The organism is Natrinema gari JCM 14663 (genome assembly GCF_000337175.1).
GTDB lineage: Archaea > Halobacteriota > Halobacteria > Halobacteriales > Natrialbaceae > Natrinema > Natrinema gari.
The window spans coordinates 19,914-38,206 of sequence record NZ_AOIJ01000058.1; the positions used below are offsets into that span (position 1 = coordinate 19,914).

Here is an 18,293-nt window from a genome sequence, read left to right on the forward strand (position 1 = left end):
TCTACGCCACCTACTACGACGCCGATGGGTGGGTCGTCCGGCGCGTGTGGTGCGACGACTGTGGAAGTACGACCATCGGCTTACCGACCGATGGTGCCGACGAAGTCGTGGTCGAGGCCGTGTACTGGCAGGGACGACTCGTCGGTGTGACCACGGTAGACCGGAGTCGGCCTTGACCAAGACCAACCGGACTTATACCCAACAGCCACCTTTCTCGGAATAGTGGTAGAGCCAACGGTCGTCAACGTCGTCGGGACAATCACCTATCAGCAAGAGATAGCGTTAGACGCGTTGGCGGACACATTCTCTCGCCGTGGTGAAATCACTGACGTAACCTACGAACCTGCCGAAAATCACTGGCTACAGACTCGGTTCGCGCCCGATGATACCTACGTCGCATTCTACCGAAGCGGTCGCTGTTCAATAGTAGGCGGTAATTCAGTCGAACACTTTCATGAGATAGCAGACCGGGTTAATACCCTCATGCGGGACATTCTACAGTTCGAGTACGAGCCGACCGTAGAAATCAGCAATATCGTCGCTACGGCGGATATTGGGTCATCAATCCCGTTGGAAGTCCTAACACTCGAACTTGGGATGGAACACACCGAATACGAACCCGAACAGTTCCCGGCGCTCATGTACCGAGAAGAGGATTATGTCATGTTGGTCTTTGCCAGCGGGAAACTGCTTTGCACCGGACTGACCGATGTGGTAGATGTGACCGACGCGATTGAACAGATGGAATCCCGACTACGGGCAGTCGTATAGTTACACGTCTTCTTCGCTAAACACCAACTTCGCGCTGTTCTGTTCTAACCACTCGGCCTTCTCCTTGTAGTCAGGGACGTGTTCTCCGACGAACTGCCAGAACTCTCGTCCGTGGTGCTGTTCGGTCAGGTGAGCGAGTTCGTGGACGACGAGGTAACCAATAACGTCGGGCGGGGCCATAATGAGCCGCCAGTTCAGGCTAATCGTTCCACCAGTCGAACAACTACCCCACCGTGTGCGCTGGTTTCGGAGTTCAAGTTTTTCGTACTCGACACCCATGCGCTCGGCGTAGTGGTCGGTACGGTCGGTGAGATAGTCCCGCGCCCGGCTTCGGTAGAAATTTTCGAGAACTTGCTTGACCGACGATTGCTCGACAGCACTCTTTCGGAGCCGAATCGAATCCTCGTCTACCTCGTGCTTTCGGCAGGATTCTATGACGAGTTCTCGGTCTTGTCCGAGGAACGGGAAGCACGCACCCGCCTCGAAAGTCCGGTCGGGGACTTGCTCGCGGTAGGAGTCGTACTTCCGTCGCTGGTCTACTACCCACGCCGCGTTCTCTTTCAGCAACCTCAATGGACGAACATCCTCGGACTCGGGAACCACGACCGTCACGCCGTGTATATCCACGTCGATACGTGGCTCATTGGCGTCGGCACTGTGGCGTACCTCGTACTCGATGGGGTTCCCCAACAGGTCGATTTCACGCGGTTGCGCTTTAGCCATTGTTCGCAATGAGGTAGTTCCGAATCGCGTCTACGAAATCGTCGTCGTCCTGAATCAAGTGTCCAAGGTCGTACTGCTTGACCAGCACATCCAGCAGGATTCGTTCGATTTCAGCGATGGTCTGCTGGTTCGTCTTCCACCCGTGGTAGCCACGGTCCACGCGGTCGCGGAATTGCGAGACGATTTCCCCGGCCACTTCTTCGGCCTGTTTTTCGGACTCGATAGTCTCGGTCGTTTCTTCGGTCAGGTGGGTGTAGATAGCGAACTCGGCGGCTTCCATCCCCTTCTCGTCGGCCTCGGCTTCCACGTCAAGAATCTCTTCCTCGACGGCCTTGAGGGCTTCAACGGCCTCGGGGTCGCCTATCTCGTCACCCTGCCAGCGTTCCACTATGTCCGTCACACGCTCGCTCAAGCGCTTGTAGCGCGGGTTCTGGTTCTCTCGAGGATGTAGGTGTTCGCGGGTCGCGTGGGCAATCTGTGAGGCCTTGACGCCGGGGTTATCCAGTCCTTCCACGTCTTCGAGGTATTCCTCACCGAGCTTGTACGTCGGGAAGTCCCGCTTGATTTCCCCGATTTCGACGTTCTCGCTGATTATCTCGCGGGTCTTCTCTTGCATGTCCTCTTCGGGGTCGTCGTCGCCGGACGTGGTTCGCTTGAACGCGACATGAACCCGACTCAACCACTTGTAATCATCTTCGATACCGCTCTCTATGAGCCGTTTGTCAGGCGCAACGGACTCGTAGAGCGACTGTAGCCGTCGGAAGCCCTGTTTGAATTGGCGGCGTTCGGGATGGGTGCTGACGCGTTCTACGGCCTCATAAGCGGCTTCTTGGCTGTCGTTCTTCGGTATCCCCTCGAAGATTTCCATGACCGTTGCCAACTGGTCCTTCAGGTCCTCGAAGAGTTCGCTCTTGTCGCGGGCGGCGTAAGCCTTTGTCTCGTCGTCGTAGTCCAGCGCCTCGTCGATGTTCTCGAACACGCCTTGGAAGTCCACTATTTCGCCGTTCTCCTTACCCTCGGCAGGCCGGTTCGTCCGGGCGATTGCCTGCATGAGCGTGTGGTTCTTGAGATTCCGGTCGAGGTAGATGGTCTTCAGAATCGGGGCGTCGAAACCCGTCAACAGCATATTGTGGACGACCAGCAGTTTCGGGTCCTCGTCTTCCTTGAACGACTTGATGATACTGTCGCGCTCGTCAGGGTCGGTATGGAACTGCTTAATCAGGTCTGGGTCGTCATTGGTGGTCGTGTAGAGAACTTCCACTTCGTCCTCGCCGCGACGGTCTATGAGTCGCTCGCCGTACATAGCGGCTGACCGGCGGCTCGGCGTGACGACCATCCCCTTCCAGCCGTTCGGGGAAACGTGGTCGTCGTAATGCTGGTCGATTTCCTCGACGGCCTTGTCTACGCGAGGTTCGATTTCTGCGAGCGTGGTCGTGTTGACCGCCTCGCGGATGAACTCGCGCTTCTCGTCTTTGGTGAGGCCTCGAAACTCGTGGTCGAACTCTTCGTCCAGCCCGGCCTCATCAATCTTCCATTCCATCTCGTGCCGGAGCGTGAAGTAGACGGGCAGAATCAGACCGTCCTCGATACCTTCCTTGACCGTGTACTGGTGTAGGTACCGTTCGCCAGTTCGGTAGTCTTCACCGTCGGGCGAGAACTCGCGGAAGGTGTTTCGAGCCTTCTGTGTCTCGCCTTCCCTGACGGGTGTGCCGGTGAAGCCGAAGTGGTAGCAGTCCGGAAGCGCGTTGTCGAGGCGACTACCAAGGTCGGCTTCCATGAACCGGTGAGCCTCGTCGCTCATGACGATTACCTCGTCGTTGCCCTGCGCGTCTGGCTCTACGTCCTGAAACTTCTGAATGGTCGTAAGGACGAGTTCGCTCTGGCCTTCTTCTATGAGTTCTTCGAGGTGGTCGATACCCGTGGCTTCGGTCCACCGTTCGAGGGAGAGGTTCGCCAATTGGTCCCGCATTTGGGAGTTCAGTTTGTCTGTGTCTACGATAATGAAGACCTGCGGGTTGTCGGCCATGTCGCGGGACAGCAGGTTCTCGGCGGCGTAGAGCATGGTGAAGGACTTGCCCGACCCTTGGGTGTGCCAAATGAGGCCAGTCTTGTCCTCGCCCTCGTCCACGCGGTCGAGAATTGCGTTCACGGCGTAGTACTGCATGTACCGAGGGACGATTTTCGTGTCACCGCCCGCTCGGCGCTCGAAGAAGACGAAGTTCTTCAGCAGGTCGAGAAGGGAGCCGGGATTGCACAGCGCCTTCACCGCCTGCCGTATTTCGTTGTCGTCGGCGTACTCGTCGGGGGCGTCGTTCCACGGTTCGTAGAACTCGCGTGGTACGCCGACCGCGCCGTAGCGTAGTTCCATCGTGTCGGCGGCGACGTTGAACAGGCTGGGGATGAACAGCCGGGGAACGTCGTCTTCGTAGGCCAGCAGGTCGCTCACGGCGTCGTGCCAGTCGTTATCCTGCGCTCGGCTCTTCAGTTCCATCGTCACGAGCGGAATCCCGTTGACGAAGAGATTCACGTCCGGGCGAATTGTCGTCTCGCGCGATACCGAGAACTGATTCACGGCGTGGAAGGTGTTGTTCTCGGGATTCTCGTAGTCTATCAGGTCTACGTAGACGGTCTTCGTCACCCCGTCCGGGCGTTGGACGGAGAATGTCTTGCCCTTCGTCAGCAGTTGGTAGAACGCTCGGTTGCCGTCTATCAGGTTCTCGCTGTCGAGGTCACGCTTCAGCGACGAAATGAATTTCTCAACGTTTTCCTTGGTCACCTCCTTGTTGAGCGCTATGACCTGTTCGGCCAGCAAGTCCCAATAGACGATTTCGTGGCTCTGCCGGTCATACGTGGCGTCGAGGGCGCTCGCACCACGGTCGCCGTCTTGCCCGTAGGTGTCCCATCCGACGGTGTTGAGCCACGATAGAAGCGAGTGTTCAACGCCCTCTTCGGATGGGTGGTTAGCCATGCTGTGCGATTTCCTCCGGTACCTCTATGTTCGTATCGGTCGTTCGGACTGTTCCCGACAGCAGGTCTTGCATAAGGCCCTGCTTGAAGCGTTGAAGACGTTGTAGGTAGTCGCGCTCGTTTCGAAGTGCCTCGGAGTGCTGGTCAATTATCTCGACAATTTGGGCTTGTTCTTCTTCCGAAGGGAGGTGAACGGGTACTTCTCGAAGGTCTTCCAGATTAATTCCCTGAACAGCCTGTCCGATAGTGTTCCTCTCGAAGTAGTTATTCGGTGTTTCCGTCTCGAAAAAGTACCGAATGAAACGAGGATTGGCCTCTGTGACTCGGATACGGGCAGTGTCCTGCGTAATATTTCCTCCGTCCAATCGTTCTGGAACGAAGGCCATTCTACCGACCGTTCCCCGGATAGTGAATAACAAGTCACCCTCCCTCAACTCGGCACGCTTGAAGTCCTCGTGTATCTCTTGGGACGTGTGGAGGATGTCGCCCTGCTTTACTTCTCCATCGTGAATGTCTTTCACCTTCACAACAGGGACACCATCTGGCTGATGGTCGCCGGGCTTCAAAATTCCGTAGACGATAGGGGCGTCTTCAGGGACGAGTTGGCTCAAGGGAACAATATTCCAACTCTCGGGAATTTCTCCGTACTTTGTCTCACGGTACGATTCAGAGCTGCCGTCGGAATTACGTAGTTCTCCGTCTTCATCTAACCCGTATCGGAATAGGTCTTGCATTAGTCCTTTCCTCACCCGAGTCGCCTGTTCTGTGATTTCCTCGGTCGTCTGAATCGCTTGGTCTACGTTTTGGAGTACGGTAGCGATTTTTCGCTGTTCAAATTTCGGAGGTACAGGTAGTGGATACTGTTCAAGCACATTTGTCTGAATACTTTCAACGGTTGTTCCAGTCTTCTTGCAACTTCCTCGTATATCTTCAGAAAGTCCCGATATTGATTGAAAAAAATACTCTGCGTTGACCTGCTCCCTGTCCGGGTCAAGGGCCTTCAAATCCTGATTGATGGTTGTTTGATTATCGACTATTGCAACGGGTAAGGTATGCCGTAGAACACCACTCCGAACGACCATGAGAGTCGTGCCGGGAGGGTATATTTTGGACGTTGACGCCTCTGCCCCCTTCTTCGTCATCTTGTCTTCAGTGTCATTTAGTCGTGGGGAGTCGAAGTCTTTCGGCGATGTCCACAGGATTTCTCCCCCCTCCCAGTATTCGTCGTTGCTCTTTTTTGGAGTGCTTCCACCCCCAATCTCGCATAAGTCAATGAGACTTTTTTCAGCCCATTCCGCCGTCTCCTTGTTTCCCTGTTCTCTTGAGTCTGCGAAATCATCTAACTTTGCTTCTTCACTCATAATTCAGCGCCTCCATGTGGCTATCCATCCGCGCTTCAATTTCGTCGCGCTCGGCCTGCAACTCGCGTAGTTTCCCGAGTTCTTCCTGAACGTCAATCTCTTCCTCCGGCTCGGTCGTATCGACGTAGAGCGCGATGTTCAGGTTGTAATCGTTTTCCCGAATCTCGCCCAGTTTGACTGTTCGGCTGACTCTCTCTTCGGTCGTCCAGTTGCGGAAGTTCTCGACAATGTGGTCAAGACCTTCCTCCGTCAGTTCGTTTTGGTTTGACAGTTCGCGGTAGAAGTCTTCGTCTGCGGCGTGAACGAATTGAACCTCGTTCTTCCGCTCGGCTGGCTTGTCGGTGTTCAGCACGAGGATGGCCGACGGAATCGAGTTGTTCTGAAAGAGATTCTCGGGAAGCCCAACGATTGCTTCCACAAGGTCGTCTTCGAGCATTGGCTCGCGGAATTTGCTCTCGTGCTTGCGGAACAGCACGCCGTGGGGTATGACGATTGCGGCCTTCCCACCCGAGTCGTCGCCTCGCTCGCGGTCTTTCAGTTGCTCGGCCATGTGCATGATGAAGGCGTAGTCACCCCGGTCGGCACGAGGTAGTTTGCCATTGTCTGCCCAATCGAAGCGACCATACGGGTCGTCCTGAAGGTCGCTCTTGGCCCAGTCTGCCGAGAACGGGAAGTTAGCCAGCACCCGGTCGAAGCGCGTGAGTTCATTGTCGCCCTCGTTGGTGAACGCCGGACTCGACAGCGAGTCTTCGCGCTCGATAGTGCCATTCAGGCCGTGAATCGAGAGGTTCATCTTCGCAATCGCGGCAATGTCGGGATTGATTTCCTGCCCGGTGAAGGTCAGTTTCGAGGGGTCGCCACCCTGTTCCTCACGGTAGTACCGGGCAGCCTCAATGAGCATACCACCGGAGCCGACGGTCGGGTCGTGGAAGGTGTGGCCGTCCTCGAACTCGTCCACGAGACGAACGCAGAGGTTGACGATGTGGGGCGGGGGGAAGAACTGGCCACCGGATTTGCCTTCCTCTTCCGCAAAGTGGCGAACCAAGTCCATGTAGGCCTCTCCGAGCATGTCCGGCGGGATACTGTCTCGGTCGAGGTCGTACTTTGAGAGGTGTTCGACCAGTTTCCCGAGCCGGTCATCGTCCAGTGCGTCGGCGTCGATGTAGTCAGCCCGGAAGAGGCCCTGAAGTTCCGGGTTCTCTTCGGTGAGCGCGTCGAAGGCTTCGTTCAGTTCCTTGTCCACGTTGTCCGAGACGGAACGAAGGTCGTCCCACAGGTACCCCTCGGGTACGACCGGAATGTCGTACAGGTTCTCCCGGCGGGCGAAGTCCTCTCCGTACTCTTCGAGGTTCTGCTGGTACTGTTTTTCGAACTCGTCGCTTATAGATTTATAGTATACTAAAGGAAGAATAAATTCTTTATAATCTGTTGGGTCTACAGCGTCACGAATAATGTCGGCACACTTGAAAAGATGTGAGTCCAGTTCTTCCAATGAGAGGGTCATACGCGTCACATTTCATGCGAGCGTGTTATTTGCTCCGGTAAAGTTCGGAGACGACGAGCGCAAGGTTGTCGTAACAGACTCGCGTGTGTTCCGACTCGACTGGTGAGGCGCTCTATTTATTCGTCGGAACTGGTGGGACTACGCAACTCATTTTTGATTTCTGCCATGGTGTACTGCTGAATTTCAAAGTCCGGTTTGTCCGTGGAATTGAATGGAATGCCCTCGTTCCTGAACGCGTCGGAAGGGGGCTGTTCAACCTCGGCCTCGACCGACTCAACAGCCTCTACGAAGTCCCACGGGAGGTAGTGAGTCCACGGGCCTTCATCTTCCAAGTCGCTCACGTCCGCGTCGTCAACGACGACGAACTGAAAGTCCTTGTCAGGGAACGCCTCTTGGTACACGTCCTGAACGAGACGTAGACCGTCCCGACGCCGGGGCTTCCAATAGTCCTCAAACTGGCTGTTCTTGTATTCGTACTCGCCGTTATCGAGGTAATCTTCCCACGCGTGTTCCGCCTCTCTGATACCCGGAATCTCGGCTTCGACCCGAAGGTGCTGATTCCCGGTGGCCCACACGGGAATGTCTGTACAGTGCCCCCACCACTGCACCCACCCGATAGGCACCGCTCGCTCGTCCGGGTGGGGGTTGACCGAGACAGTATAGTCCCGGTCGAAGCACAGAACTATCCGTTCAGTCGTTTCGTGGTTGCTCACTGGCGACCCCGTACATTTCATAGGGTAGAAGGGAATTTCAGGATTCTGGGTGTCTTCACTTGACACTGACAAGTGCAAGTCGTGGAAGACTTGGTGTTCTGAAGCCGCCCCTGCTCGCGAACAGTTGGAGGAGAACGTGGCTATGCTCAATACCCGTGAACCCACGTATTCGGCTATGTCATGAACCGCTCTACCTTCTCTCTACATTCGGAGAGTAGGCTTTCGTATAGGGAATCGAAGTTCTCTATGAACTCTTTGGACCCGTGGTGATTCAGGGCATTTGGGTCTAAATCCGTCTGGCTTACATCATCAGGCCGGGAAACAACGTCTACAGAAATACCTAATTCGGTCAGATTCTCTTGTGCGTTCAACGTAGCAGAATCCTCGTGTAAGTCGTTCGGATAGGAACCGGTGGTCAGGTAGAGATACTGTATGTCGAGTTCCTCGTACCGGTTCTGCAGAGCATGAAATTGTAGTATGACGTTGTGCTTGTTCCGGAGCTTGGACGAACTGACTTCGTTTTCAGCAGTAGTTTCGATGACCACTATCTGCTGATTTTCGAAGTCGCTCAACACAATATCCAATTCCTGACTCATCTCAACCGGACCCTCACACCGACAATTTAGCTTGATTTCATCGAAGTCAAAGTCTACGTGGAGTTGGAATGCGATGACCGCATTGAACAGAAATTCGCCCTCATTGTCTAATCCGAGAGAGTCCATCCGACCATCGTGACCAGCAATGAAATTGTCGTCAGTTTCAATCTCTGACGGCGGGTCTGACCCCGTTGCCAGTTCCAATACATCGTAGTCCTCAAACTCATCGGGGAAGGTGTAAGTGTAATCCGTAGGGATTCGGTGCAACAACCCACTCCCTCCTAATGCCCACAAGTAGTCGGGATTGTCACGGACCCTCTCTGCAAACCAAGAAGACATGTATTCTTGGCATGTGTCACAGGCGTCACCAGACGCTTCCTCCGCATAGTCAGCTGTATTCGGAACCTCTATTCCCTCTATACCATTGTCAAAAGACAACTCAAGATTCGACTGACCAGCGTTGAATCCGAGAAATGACTTCGCCGGGCATACCCCACAGTTCCCGAAAGCATGTCCAAGATATTTCAGGGGATATCGAACTTTCCCTCTTCCATAGGGAGTGACTGAATCGTCTGTACACCAAATTGAGGCTATCAGGTCCTCGTCCAAGATAACATAGGATAGGTCGCCTTGGTCACTCCACCCGTCGTAGTAGAACGAGAACAGACCTAACTGACCGATATCGTCAAAAACGGTTTGTTCTGCTATATGGTATTCTTCGGATTCCTGTTCTATTACCCCGTTTTCTTGCAGGAGAGCCGAAAATACCGATTGAAGTCGTTCCCCGTCCGCGTCCGGAACGAGAGTAAGCGAATCAGCTGTTAACCGCTCTCTGTTCGACATTCACGTTAGTATCCTGTAATAGTGGCGTGTATTTCTCTATACTGTCCAAATCATCCAAGTCGTAAACAGTCTCAACCAATTGTTTCGTTTGAGTATCCTCGAACTCTCGGAGGACCTGCTTCAATATAGCTCGCTCTTCACGAGTTAGAGTTGAACCCTCGTAATCACTGTTAGCCTCGTAACGGTAGTATGTCCCGTTCGAAGAACGGCCAGATAGCTCCCTAATTTTGTCACCGTCCATTTCCTGCAATGTATCTACTATGTCTTCCGAGTACGGGCCGTAGTGATACTTTATATAGTTGAGATTCGATATTTGTCTATCTCGGGCGATATATGACTCTCTATCGGCCAAGTAGAGAAGTTTCACCAGTTTGGTTCTGGTGAGTGCATTGCCCGAGAAATGACTCACGAGATATTCTATCATGTCGTTGAGTTTAGCCTTCCCGGGCATAGTTCTACTATGAAATCCAACCTTCTCCCTGAAATGCTTTGTTGTGTATTGCTACGAACCTACGACCTCGGAATTTTCACGGCGAAGAATAGGGTCCTACCGACGAGGGGGTAGTGCGGACTGATGAGGCGGTGGACAGACTCTCCCCCATTCAGGGTTTTTAGAATAACTCTCCGAGCCTTCGCAGGCCTCGGATTCTGTGGCACCTGATACGCCACGCCCACGTAGCCGAATAGGTGCATGCCAGAGTAAGTCAGGCCGTTGGGATTCACTCGAGCCAAGTCTAACATACCTCGATGGTTGTTCGAACCCATCCCGAACAGTGCCGACCGAGTAGTGGTTAGGTTCTCGGGGAATTGCGTTGCCTCAAAACCGGTTCCATAGCCGCCGTGTAGAGCCTCATACACAGCAGGACAGGTTTGTTTTCGCGTGTCCACTGCAATCCTACTGTGTCAACTCCACGCCGAACGAGCCGACTGACGTTTCTGCCAGACGTTTTTGAGAGGTATTCCCGTTCAACTCGTCTTCAGTCGTATAGACGAGTACCGATTGCCTCTTTCGGGGGTATCCCTACTCGACAGATTAGCACCTATCCGACCCACCCACCTACCCTCGCCAAGCGGATAGGCTTTGGACAGTTCTTCAGTTCTGTCTGGCGTTCATTGCGGGGGAACTGTGAAAGGGAGAGTTCAACGACCAGTCCCCTTCTCACAGGCTCTTGCTCTTACGCTAAATGGGTTTTTCAGGCCCTTAAACCCTCGTCTGACTCCATGTAGATATGGAACTGTACTCAAAGGATGAGAAGGGGACTGGTCGTTGAACCCATTTAGACCATAGAATCCAAAGGGAATAATACTGTCGGTAATATTCCGATTGAACAGGCTCATTCGGGCCTGCTGATAGGGATAATAGCAGAGCGCCGAGGCCGAACCGGTTTGTAACAGGTTGGGGTGTGGGACTCCTACTCGGTCGCTGTGAAATCGACACCGGGGGTGTTTTCAGAGAACCCACCGGGGCGTTTCCTTGTTCATTCCCTATATCGGGATGTGTAAGGGTCGGTTTGTTTGAAACAGGTCATCGGCTCTGCGAAACGCTTTCAGAGCGGTGATTTCTATATATATGCGGAAAACCGATTCCTCAATCGCTCTAATATTAGTTTAGAGAGTGTCAGAGAGAGAGGTGTAGAAGGGCGCTACGGGCCTGTGGGGCCGGTAGCCAGTGGGGCCACCCGGACCCGTAGCCCACCCTGATACACACTCGCTACAGCAGGCACAGGCACCAGCAGAGCGCTGTCAGACGCAAGGGGTCGGTGGGGGTACCCCGTAGGGCCGGGTGGACTGACGGGAGTGAGAGACAGGGGACCGCCGTGGGATTCCCGGTAACTGGCCCCGGTGGGGGCCGGTACAGCCGGGCGGGGGATGGGAGGTTCGAGCGGTGGCGAAATGTGTGAGCGGTCACGCTCTCTCCTCGAGAGTCCGTTTTCGCGCTGGTTGACCCGACCGATTTTCACAGAGCCATGACGCGCTTCAGCGGTCACTGCTGGCCTCGAGCCGGTCGTGAGTGGTAGCCTCTGTGACGGGGGAAGTGGTCAGCGTCGGACTTCGAGGACAACAGCGGTGGACTGCGCGGCGAGAATGGACTGGTGACGGTCGTGGAGAGGGAAGGATTTCGGGGAAGCGATAGCCATGGCTCTTTTACCCTTTATTGTGTTCGCTATCGAGATTCTGGCCACCGGTAGTTCTACTTTCACCTTGGTAGTCGAACATTTATTTGGCAGTGAATATTCAGTTATGAACATGGTAGCAGAAGCTCTTGAGTACGTATCGAACAACTTGGCTTCCGTAATGACCGGCCTGACTATGGCTGTGGTCGGAATCAGTGTCTACGAAGCACGGGATGGATTCTTCCTGTTCAACGGTAAATTCCAAGGGAAGTACTCGGCGTTAGTGATATTCTCGGGGACGCTGTTTGGTGCTTCTCTCATCACGCCAAAGGTAAGCGATTGGTGGGCGCAGTTACTTCCATATATCCCGCCGGGCCAGTTACTCGGTGTGGGGCTTGTCCTCGGTATGCTCGGGGTCAACAAAGCGGCGGAATGGAACTTCTTCGACATTAAATCGCTTCCTGTCTACGGAGTCGGCGTGGTCCTCATAGCGAATCCTGAAGTCTTACACACCGTGGCGTAGCGTCAGGAGAGTTCACCGACTACAGATGCTTGTTCAGGTGGTTTTTCATGAATTCACTTTTCCTTCCTCGGTCAGGGTCTTTTGCTTCTTGACGCCGTTCAACCCGCGCGGTTTCTGTGTTCTGGGCAAAGCAGTCTACACCAACTACATCGCCAGCGAGACGGCCTTCGTGAATGTCCCGCCGGACTTTGACCTTGACCGAAGGATTGTCGGCAATGGGCTGAAATTCCGCTGGTACGTCCCTGATAGTAATATCAACAGGACAGTCCTCGGCTGGATGTTCCAAGAATAGATTTCCGTCCTTGCCGTGGGTGAGTTCACTCTGGGGAATACAATAGGATTCCCCCACACGAGCAAGACTGAACATCTTCCTCGTGAGTTTCCTTTGTAGCTCGGGATTCGATTTGACTCGTTCCATGAGATTGGTCATGGTAAAAGAATACCCGCGCTACCAATTAACGATTTCCACGATACCTTGTCACCCTCCGACCAACCCCTTACCCGATATATCGGGCCGACTATAGTCTACGCCTTCACCTGTTCCGTCTCTCCGAGTTCGTCCAAGCGACCATAGGTCACGTCGTCGGGTTCCTCGTCGGTCAGCCCGTATCGAGCGAGATGCTTCCGAACGGTTGTCGCGGAACAGTCGAAGTCGTTACGGGCCGCTATCTCGTTCGTTGACAGCCCTTGTTCGACGTACAGTCGGCGTAGGGTATCCTCATGTCGCCATGGTCGAAGGACGCCGAGGCGTTCCATGTGGACGGTGACACGACTCTTCGAGACGCCAAACTCGTAAGCGATAGTACGAGGGGACAGTCCCCGCTCGTGGTAGGCCCACTGAAGGAACTCCCGGTCGCGCCAAGGTTCGGATTCAGGAACGCGCTCATCGGGAAGGCGGAAAGTCATGTGTCTGAATACGTTATTCGAGCCAGTAACTTTTGGGCAAGCGTTACTACCAGTATCAATGTAGAAGAGACATGACCGAGACTATCGAAATAGCGGAAGGGTTAGAAGTGGATGTAACGGATGAACGCGTTCACTTCCGAAAGCGAAGGGATACAGTAAATTTGAACGCAGACGAGTTTGAGGAAGTTGTCGAGGCTTATCTTCGTCAGCGTCGAAAATCAAGAGAGGAAGAATAGAATCTTATAGGTCGCCAATCAGGCGAGCCTGTGCGACCGCGAGGTTCTTTTCTTCGTCTGTCCCCGCACCGGCCATGTCGATAATGTCGTCCTCGTCCTCGGGCAGTCGAACCTCGGGGTTTCTGTTCTCTTCGTCACTCATACCCGTACTATCAGCCGCAATACGTGAACTTCTTTCGCTGGTTGGACGACTGATTACGGTCACGGTGGGCGCAGGTCGCGCCAGCGGAAGTCCTCTACGTCCCCATCTTTGAGTTCTACCCTGAACAGCAGTGAATCCCGCTCGTCACCCGTAGACTGACCGGCGTCGTCTTCGAGAACAGCGACGACCGTCCCGCGAATCCCGTGGTAGCGCTCGTGGTCAGGGTCAGTCTCGTCGGGAATGTCTACACGAACGCGGTCGCCCTCGGAGAACCGTTGCATACCGTACAAGAGTGACGGGGGTGAGTTAGTCCTGTCTTCTCTCGGTCCACTCGCACCCACAGGACTCGCAAGTGTAGTGTTCCTTGGTGATGGTCGGCTCGTCCTTCTCGAACATCCATACGTCGCTGTCGTCGCCACAGCGCGGGCAGGTCGCGTCTACGCGGCGGGCAAGGGGCATAGGTCTATCACACTCCTTCGAGGTAGCCACGACGTTGCTCTACCTTCTGTTCCTCACTCCGCTTGTCGTAGTGCTTGTCAAGTACGTCGGGTCCTACGTTCATGCGGTCGCTCACCACCTTTTCGGGCACATCCTTCGAGAGATGTTCAGTGATACTGCCACGCCGAATGTCGTGCGGTGAGACGTTGACCGGACACTTGCTGTAGCCGTTATAGTGCGTCCCCTCACAGGATTCCGGGTCGCGGTTCCGGGGACAGTCCGCACCGTAGTAGCAGGGCCGAGTAACCTTGTAGACGGTTTCCCGGACATTGCCCCGCGAGAGGCGACCGTACCGGCTCGTGACGAGCGGCTCCCGACCGTAGTCGTCCCGCGTGTCTGGTCGGTTGTGTTCTATGTAGCCGTCTATTGCACTACAGACGGTCCCGCTCAATGCGACGATTCGCTCGCCTTCTTTTCCGTTCTTGAGCGCGGTGCCGGTTTCAGGCCGGTGACGGATTTCGAGGGTTTCGCGCTCCGAATCGTAGTCTCCGAGGTCGAGCGAGTGGAACGCTCCGAGACGAATACCCGTATGCCACAGGATTTCGAGAATAACGTGGCCTCGGGTGGCGTACTCGTACTGTCGGAGATATTCTAACACAGCCTCGGCTTGCTCGGCTGGCAGAATGCTCTCGGCCTGTTCGTCCTCCTTCGAGAGCGTGGGCATGATGATTTTCTCGTGTAGCCCCTGCAGTACGGCGTCGATAGACTCACACCAGCGGATGAAGACGCGAAGTGCGTCGAGGTTCCCTTCCAAGGTGACAGGCTTCAGGTCGCCGTCGTCACGACGCCACGTTCGGAACTCTTGGAGTTTCCGTCCGGTGAGGTCGTTCATGTTGTCTATGTCGGCTACCTCGTTACACCACCGAATGAAGTGCTTCAGCCGGTAGTGGTAGCCGTCGAGGGTCGATTGAGATACCTCGCGCTTGCGAGCATTGAGGTACATTTCCTTTGCGCGTTCCGGTGAGATGGGTTGGAGTTCCTGACTCATTTCGACCACCGAAACGCCCCACCTGCGAGGGTGTGAGCCGACCCCGCTCAAGGCGGTGAAACCGCCGTACGGGAGAGCTGTCCCCGGTTCAAATCCGGGAGGCGGCATGACTGTCTCGGTTTACATGCCGTAACCACGGCCCCCCTACCCAGTGGTCTCTCTGCAGTCGTTCGCAAGGGGGTGAGCGCGGGTGCAACTGCTCGAGACCGCGCCCCACGAGTTCGCGGCGCACTTCCTCTTCGACGCGTACGGTCTCGATCCGTTTCGCGTGCGATCGACGGATTAAGGACTGGGACGGAAGCCAGCGTGCGGAGTTCGAATTCGCAGGCGAGTCATGGGAAGTGACGCTCTCCTACCGGAACTCCGGCTTGAGCAACTGTTTTACTTCGCTCTAGCCAAGCCGGACCGTCCTATCGTCGCGGTTCTCGTATTTTGGAAGATTATAGTGTCCGGGTTGCGTGTATTCCGGACAAGAATCGCCGAGAATCTAGTTCTTTCGGTGGTCCCCAAGGGGGAAATCGGGTCGATTCTGTCCGACTCTCCCCCGAATTCGCGGACACCATCTCCAACTGGTCCTGGTGAACTTCTACTAATATCGAGTTGTGACACGATCCTATTGGCGGGTAGGCTGGAGTGACAAGTAATTTGTAGTCTGTCTCTCGGAGCATGAAAAGCTATATTTTTCTCCCTACTGAAGGGGATTATAATGTTCGGAGATTGGATCGATACTGAAGACTGTGCCAGGTATATACTGTCTAAGGGGGTGAACTGGATATGAGTAATATTGGGGATCAAGATCACTATATAAAATTCACTAATATCGAGGATGGAATTGCAAGGTTCACCCTCTACAAGAATAAGAAGGCGATTCGTGGGTTCAACGAGCGCATTGAAAACGTTCCTGACGAGTACGACATAGGAGATTACTTCTCTACGCAAATTAACTCTGAGGGCCTTGATGAGACCGATTTAAACCTCGAGAATCTCAACTTCGATCCCGAATTAACCAAGAAAAAAAGAAAAGAGAATGAAGAGGTGATCGATGAGTTCAAACGGTTACAATCATCTGCTGAGAAAGAATTAAAAGAATGAGTGGGTGTCCTGCACAGAAGATTTTCTCACTCGATGTCGGCCAAGCAGATGCGAAACTCGTCGTCTCTTCCGATGGCACGAAGACGCTCATAGATGCAGATGAGTCGAAAGTGGTTGCTGAATTAGATCGGGTCTTTGAGGAAGAACTCTCGATCGATAGCGATAAAGAAAAAACGATTGACCACTTTATCGCAACCCATCTTCATCAGGATCACATACTTGGCCTTTTCGACCTGAAGCAGTCCGGGTACAAAATACATAGTGCTTCACAACCAAACTTAGCAAGATTTGAGGTGGGTGAAGAAAGGGGGCAGGTTGATCCGGATCTCTTTAGAAATTACATTGAAGCACTGTCTGAGCACGGCATTGCAGCAGACGATATTAACAACCTCAGCAGTGGGGATACTATCGAATCAGTCGCTGGCGAGATTCTATCACCACCAGCCAAATCAGGAACTGTTCCGTTTAAAAGCCCAAAGACAGAACGCGAGCGGAATTTAAAACCTGAAAAGGCAAACGAGAACGGCCTCGTCATTAAACTCGAGTCGGAGGCAGGAAAATCGACGCTTCTTATGGGCGATATGCAGGATAGTAGCGCCCACCACGGAGAAGACTGGCTCGTTAAACAGCATCGGGATGGCAACTTAGATCTAAACGCAGATACACTGCATATCGGCCATCACGGTTCTGATAAAGCTACAAAAGATGGGTACGGCGACACAAACAAGGGGAGTTTCCTTAGCGCCGTTAATCCAGATCGGGTAGTTGTCTCCAGCGAGTTAGAGAGTGAATATTCACATCCCAGAGATGAGGTATTGGACCGGCTCGAAGAGCATGGAATAGATGTTTTCTGGACGGGTGTCCACGGGACGATCAAACAGGAAGGTGACAAAGAAGCGGAAATAGAACAGATCCCTGAAATTGATGCCGCAACCCCTGCCGATATTTTGGCACTGAAGTACTACGCGAAAGCCAATGACGTGACTCAAGAGGAGATCGCTGCTCTTGAAGAAGGCTCACTCTCTGCTGAGGAGCTTCCGCGAGACACGCCAGAACTCGCGTTCAAATCCGATTATCTCGAGACTGCATCCAAAGCGTCTGAGACGATTCGACGCTACCCCAAAGATGCCGAGAGACTCACCCTCAATCGCTTCCCCAAAGCGATGAGCACCGAATACGTAAGCGTCGACGAACACGGAGCCGAATCAACTGTCGCAGACGGCAATGCGGATGATCTGTCGCCGGAGGCTCAACAAGTGAGTCAACCAGTCGAAGCAGCCACTGAGGCGTCTCTAGCGGACATTCGAGAGCAGCGCCAGAAAGCGCTCCAGCGACTCACTGATACGTCCCCACAGTCGATGTCCCGGTCTTCACAAACGACATCTACAACATCGGACCAGTCTATTTCACACAGCCACACCGAAACGACGCAATCCGATCAAGCAGACGAATCTGATAAGCGACGTCGAAAATAAATCAAGTCCCTTACCCGATCCGTGATTGAGCCAGCCGGTACGTCTGCTCAGAGATATCGAGTCTGTGTGAGTGTTTGTTATGCAGATATTCGAGTAGCTGGCGTGCTTCCGGATCGTGATCGAACGCCTCTGGGTCGTGGAGCGCAGCTGTAAGCATGATTTCGTAGAACCGTTCACCGACGCCGTCGTCATTCTGAAGAATGATCGCATCCAGTTTGTCCGTCCGGAATTGCACGTAGGGGTCAGCGAATCGGTCCGCTGGATATTCACATGGAATTGCCGTGATGGCCGTCGCCGCGGCGATCCCAACGTGGGCATCGGTTGTCTCCACCACTACTCGTTTGAGTACGTCAGCTATCGCCAGCGTTGAGGATTCGTCAAGCCCTTCTGCGTGAGCGAGCGCACGACAGCCATACACTTTCGCGAGTCGATCACCGTCGACGATTCTGGTGAGCAACAGATCCAGGTCATATTCCACGATATCAGGCTTTGTCTCAGCAAAGACAGCGATCACCCGCATTGCATAGCCAGCAACGGTCCTACCGGACTCTACTCGTCGCGTGTCAGCCAGTAATGCTACAAGTTCTGTGCTGTAGCGCTCAACTTGTTCAGGTCTTTTCGACGCAACCTCAGCGAAGAGTCCTAACGCCGAGACAGCTTCGGCTATGCTCCCATTCTCAATGTTCGTCCACCAGTCTTCGATTTCAGAGTGGTCTCTTCTTTGAGCCCCTGTCCAGCTTTGAAGCTGTGGACTTCGATTGTTCTTGTTCTCTCCTCCCGTACTATCGGTCATTAATACAGCAGATGGAACGAAAGTATGTAACTCTATTCAGAGTTCAAA

The 18,293-nt window shown here is 53.9% G+C and carries 19 protein-coding genes; 5 read left to right on the forward strand and 14 right to left on the reverse strand.

Annotated elements, in window-relative coordinates:
- Positions 1-222 precede the first annotated feature (222 nt).
- Positions 223-771 (forward strand): TATA-box-binding protein, encoded by a 549-nt coding sequence (locus C486_RS13090; protein WP_008456893.1) that lies wholly within the window; start codon positions 223-225, stop codon positions 769-771.
- On the opposite strand, the gene C486_RS13095 is transcribed toward C486_RS13090, so the two are convergent.
- The 7 genes from C486_RS13095 to C486_RS13125 form a co-directional block, all read right to left on the reverse strand.
- Complete coding sequence (locus C486_RS13095) at positions 772-1,494, reverse strand: M48 family metallopeptidase (RefSeq protein WP_008456894.1); 723 nt, start codon at positions 1,492-1,494, stop codon at positions 772-774.
- Positions 1,487-4,462, reverse strand: coding sequence for a type I restriction endonuclease subunit R (locus C486_RS13100; RefSeq protein ID WP_008456895.1), 2,976 nt, complete (start codon positions 4,460-4,462; stop codon positions 1,487-1,489). The genes C486_RS13095 and C486_RS13100 overlap by 8 nt, the downstream gene beginning before the upstream one ends.
- The gene (locus C486_RS20260) at positions 4,455-5,822 is read right to left on the reverse strand and encodes a restriction endonuclease subunit S (RefSeq protein WP_008456896.1); all 1,368 of its coding nucleotides are present in this window, start codon (positions 5,820-5,822) and stop codon (positions 4,455-4,457) included. Before C486_RS20260 ends, C486_RS13100 begins: the two co-directional genes overlap by 8 nt.
- Positions 5,815-7,326, reverse strand: coding sequence for a type I restriction-modification system subunit M (locus C486_RS13110; protein WP_008456897.1), 1,512 nt, complete (start codon positions 7,324-7,326; stop codon positions 5,815-5,817). The genes C486_RS20260 and C486_RS13110 overlap by 8 nt, the downstream gene beginning before the upstream one ends.
- Positions 7,327-7,442: 116 nt before the next feature.
- The gene (locus C486_RS13115) at positions 7,443-8,039 is read right to left on the reverse strand and encodes a hypothetical protein (protein ID WP_008456899.1); all 597 of its coding nucleotides are present in this window, start codon (positions 8,037-8,039) and stop codon (positions 7,443-7,445) included.
- Between the two features lie 173 nt (positions 8,040-8,212).
- The gene (locus C486_RS13120; RefSeq protein WP_049910555.1) at positions 8,213-9,478 is read right to left on the reverse strand and encodes a hypothetical protein; all 1,266 of its coding nucleotides are present in this window, start codon (positions 9,476-9,478) and stop codon (positions 8,213-8,215) included.
- Positions 9,450-9,929 carry a Panacea domain-containing protein gene (locus tag C486_RS13125; protein WP_008456906.1) on the reverse strand — a complete coding sequence of 160 codons (480 nt, stop codon included), beginning with the start codon at positions 9,927-9,929 and terminating at the stop codon, positions 9,450-9,452. The genes C486_RS13120 and C486_RS13125 overlap by 29 nt, the downstream gene beginning before the upstream one ends.
- Before the next feature lie 1,796 nt (positions 9,930-11,725).
- Between C486_RS13125 and C486_RS13135 the strand changes: the two genes are divergently transcribed.
- Complete coding sequence (locus C486_RS13135) at positions 11,726-12,115, forward strand: hypothetical protein (RefSeq protein ID WP_206536973.1); 390 nt, start codon at positions 11,726-11,728, stop codon at positions 12,113-12,115.
- 19 nt (positions 12,116-12,134) lie between these two features.
- Here the strand turns inward: C486_RS13135 and C486_RS21040 are convergent, their stop codons facing one another.
- Together C486_RS21040 and C486_RS21045 are read right to left on the reverse strand one after the other, a co-directional pair.
- Positions 12,135-12,545 carry a hypothetical protein gene (locus tag C486_RS21040; RefSeq protein ID WP_152419174.1) on the reverse strand — a complete coding sequence of 137 codons (411 nt, stop codon included), beginning with the start codon at positions 12,543-12,545 and terminating at the stop codon, positions 12,135-12,137.
- A gap of 95 nt (positions 12,546-12,640) precedes the next feature.
- Positions 12,641-13,021, reverse strand: a complete 381-nt coding sequence (locus tag C486_RS21045) for a hypothetical protein (protein WP_152419175.1) — start codon at positions 13,019-13,021, stop codon at positions 12,641-12,643.
- 71 nt (positions 13,022-13,092) lie between these two features.
- Between C486_RS21045 and C486_RS21355 the strand changes: the two genes are divergently transcribed.
- Positions 13,093-13,257 (forward strand): hypothetical protein, encoded by a 165-nt coding sequence (locus C486_RS21355; RefSeq protein WP_160164300.1) that lies wholly within the window; start codon positions 13,093-13,095, stop codon positions 13,255-13,257.
- Positions 13,258-13,261: 4 nt separating this feature from the next.
- Here the strand turns inward: C486_RS21355 and C486_RS21360 are convergent, their stop codons facing one another.
- From C486_RS21360 to C486_RS13155, 4 genes are read right to left on the reverse strand one after another with little or no spacing between them, the layout of a single operon-like run.
- Positions 13,262-13,399 (reverse strand): hypothetical protein, encoded by a 138-nt coding sequence (locus tag C486_RS21360; RefSeq protein ID WP_160164301.1) that lies wholly within the window; start codon positions 13,397-13,399, stop codon positions 13,262-13,264.
- Between the two features lie 59 nt (positions 13,400-13,458).
- The gene (locus tag C486_RS13150) at positions 13,459-13,680 is read right to left on the reverse strand and encodes a hypothetical protein (RefSeq protein WP_008456916.1); all 222 of its coding nucleotides are present in this window, start codon (positions 13,678-13,680) and stop codon (positions 13,459-13,461) included.
- Positions 13,681-13,705: 25 nt separating this feature from the next.
- Positions 13,706-13,858, reverse strand: a complete 153-nt coding sequence (locus C486_RS21735; RefSeq protein ID WP_008456917.1) for a hypothetical protein — start codon at positions 13,856-13,858, stop codon at positions 13,706-13,708.
- A 7-nt stretch (positions 13,859-13,865) separates the two neighbouring features.
- Complete coding sequence (locus C486_RS13155; RefSeq protein WP_008456919.1) at positions 13,866-14,885, reverse strand: tyrosine-type recombinase/integrase; 1,020 nt, start codon at positions 14,883-14,885, stop codon at positions 13,866-13,868.
- A gap of 774 nt (positions 14,886-15,659) precedes the next feature.
- Here C486_RS13155 and C486_RS13160 point away from each other — a divergent pair.
- Both C486_RS13160 and C486_RS13165 read left to right on the forward strand, forming a co-directional pair.
- A complete protein-coding gene (locus C486_RS13160) occupies positions 15,660-15,977 on the forward strand; it encodes a hypothetical protein (RefSeq protein WP_008456922.1) in 318 nt (105 codons plus the stop codon).
- Positions 15,974-17,452, forward strand: a complete 1,479-nt coding sequence (locus tag C486_RS13165; RefSeq protein WP_049910559.1) for a ComEC/Rec2 family competence protein — start codon at positions 15,974-15,976, stop codon at positions 17,450-17,452. The genes C486_RS13160 and C486_RS13165 overlap by 4 nt, the downstream gene beginning before the upstream one ends.
- 10 nt (positions 17,453-17,462) lie before the next feature.
- Here C486_RS13165 and C486_RS13170 read toward each other — a convergent pair whose 3' ends face one another.
- Complete coding sequence (locus C486_RS13170) at positions 17,463-18,245, reverse strand: hypothetical protein (RefSeq protein WP_241432507.1); 783 nt, start codon at positions 18,243-18,245, stop codon at positions 17,463-17,465.
- Positions 18,246-18,293 lie beyond the last annotated feature (48 nt).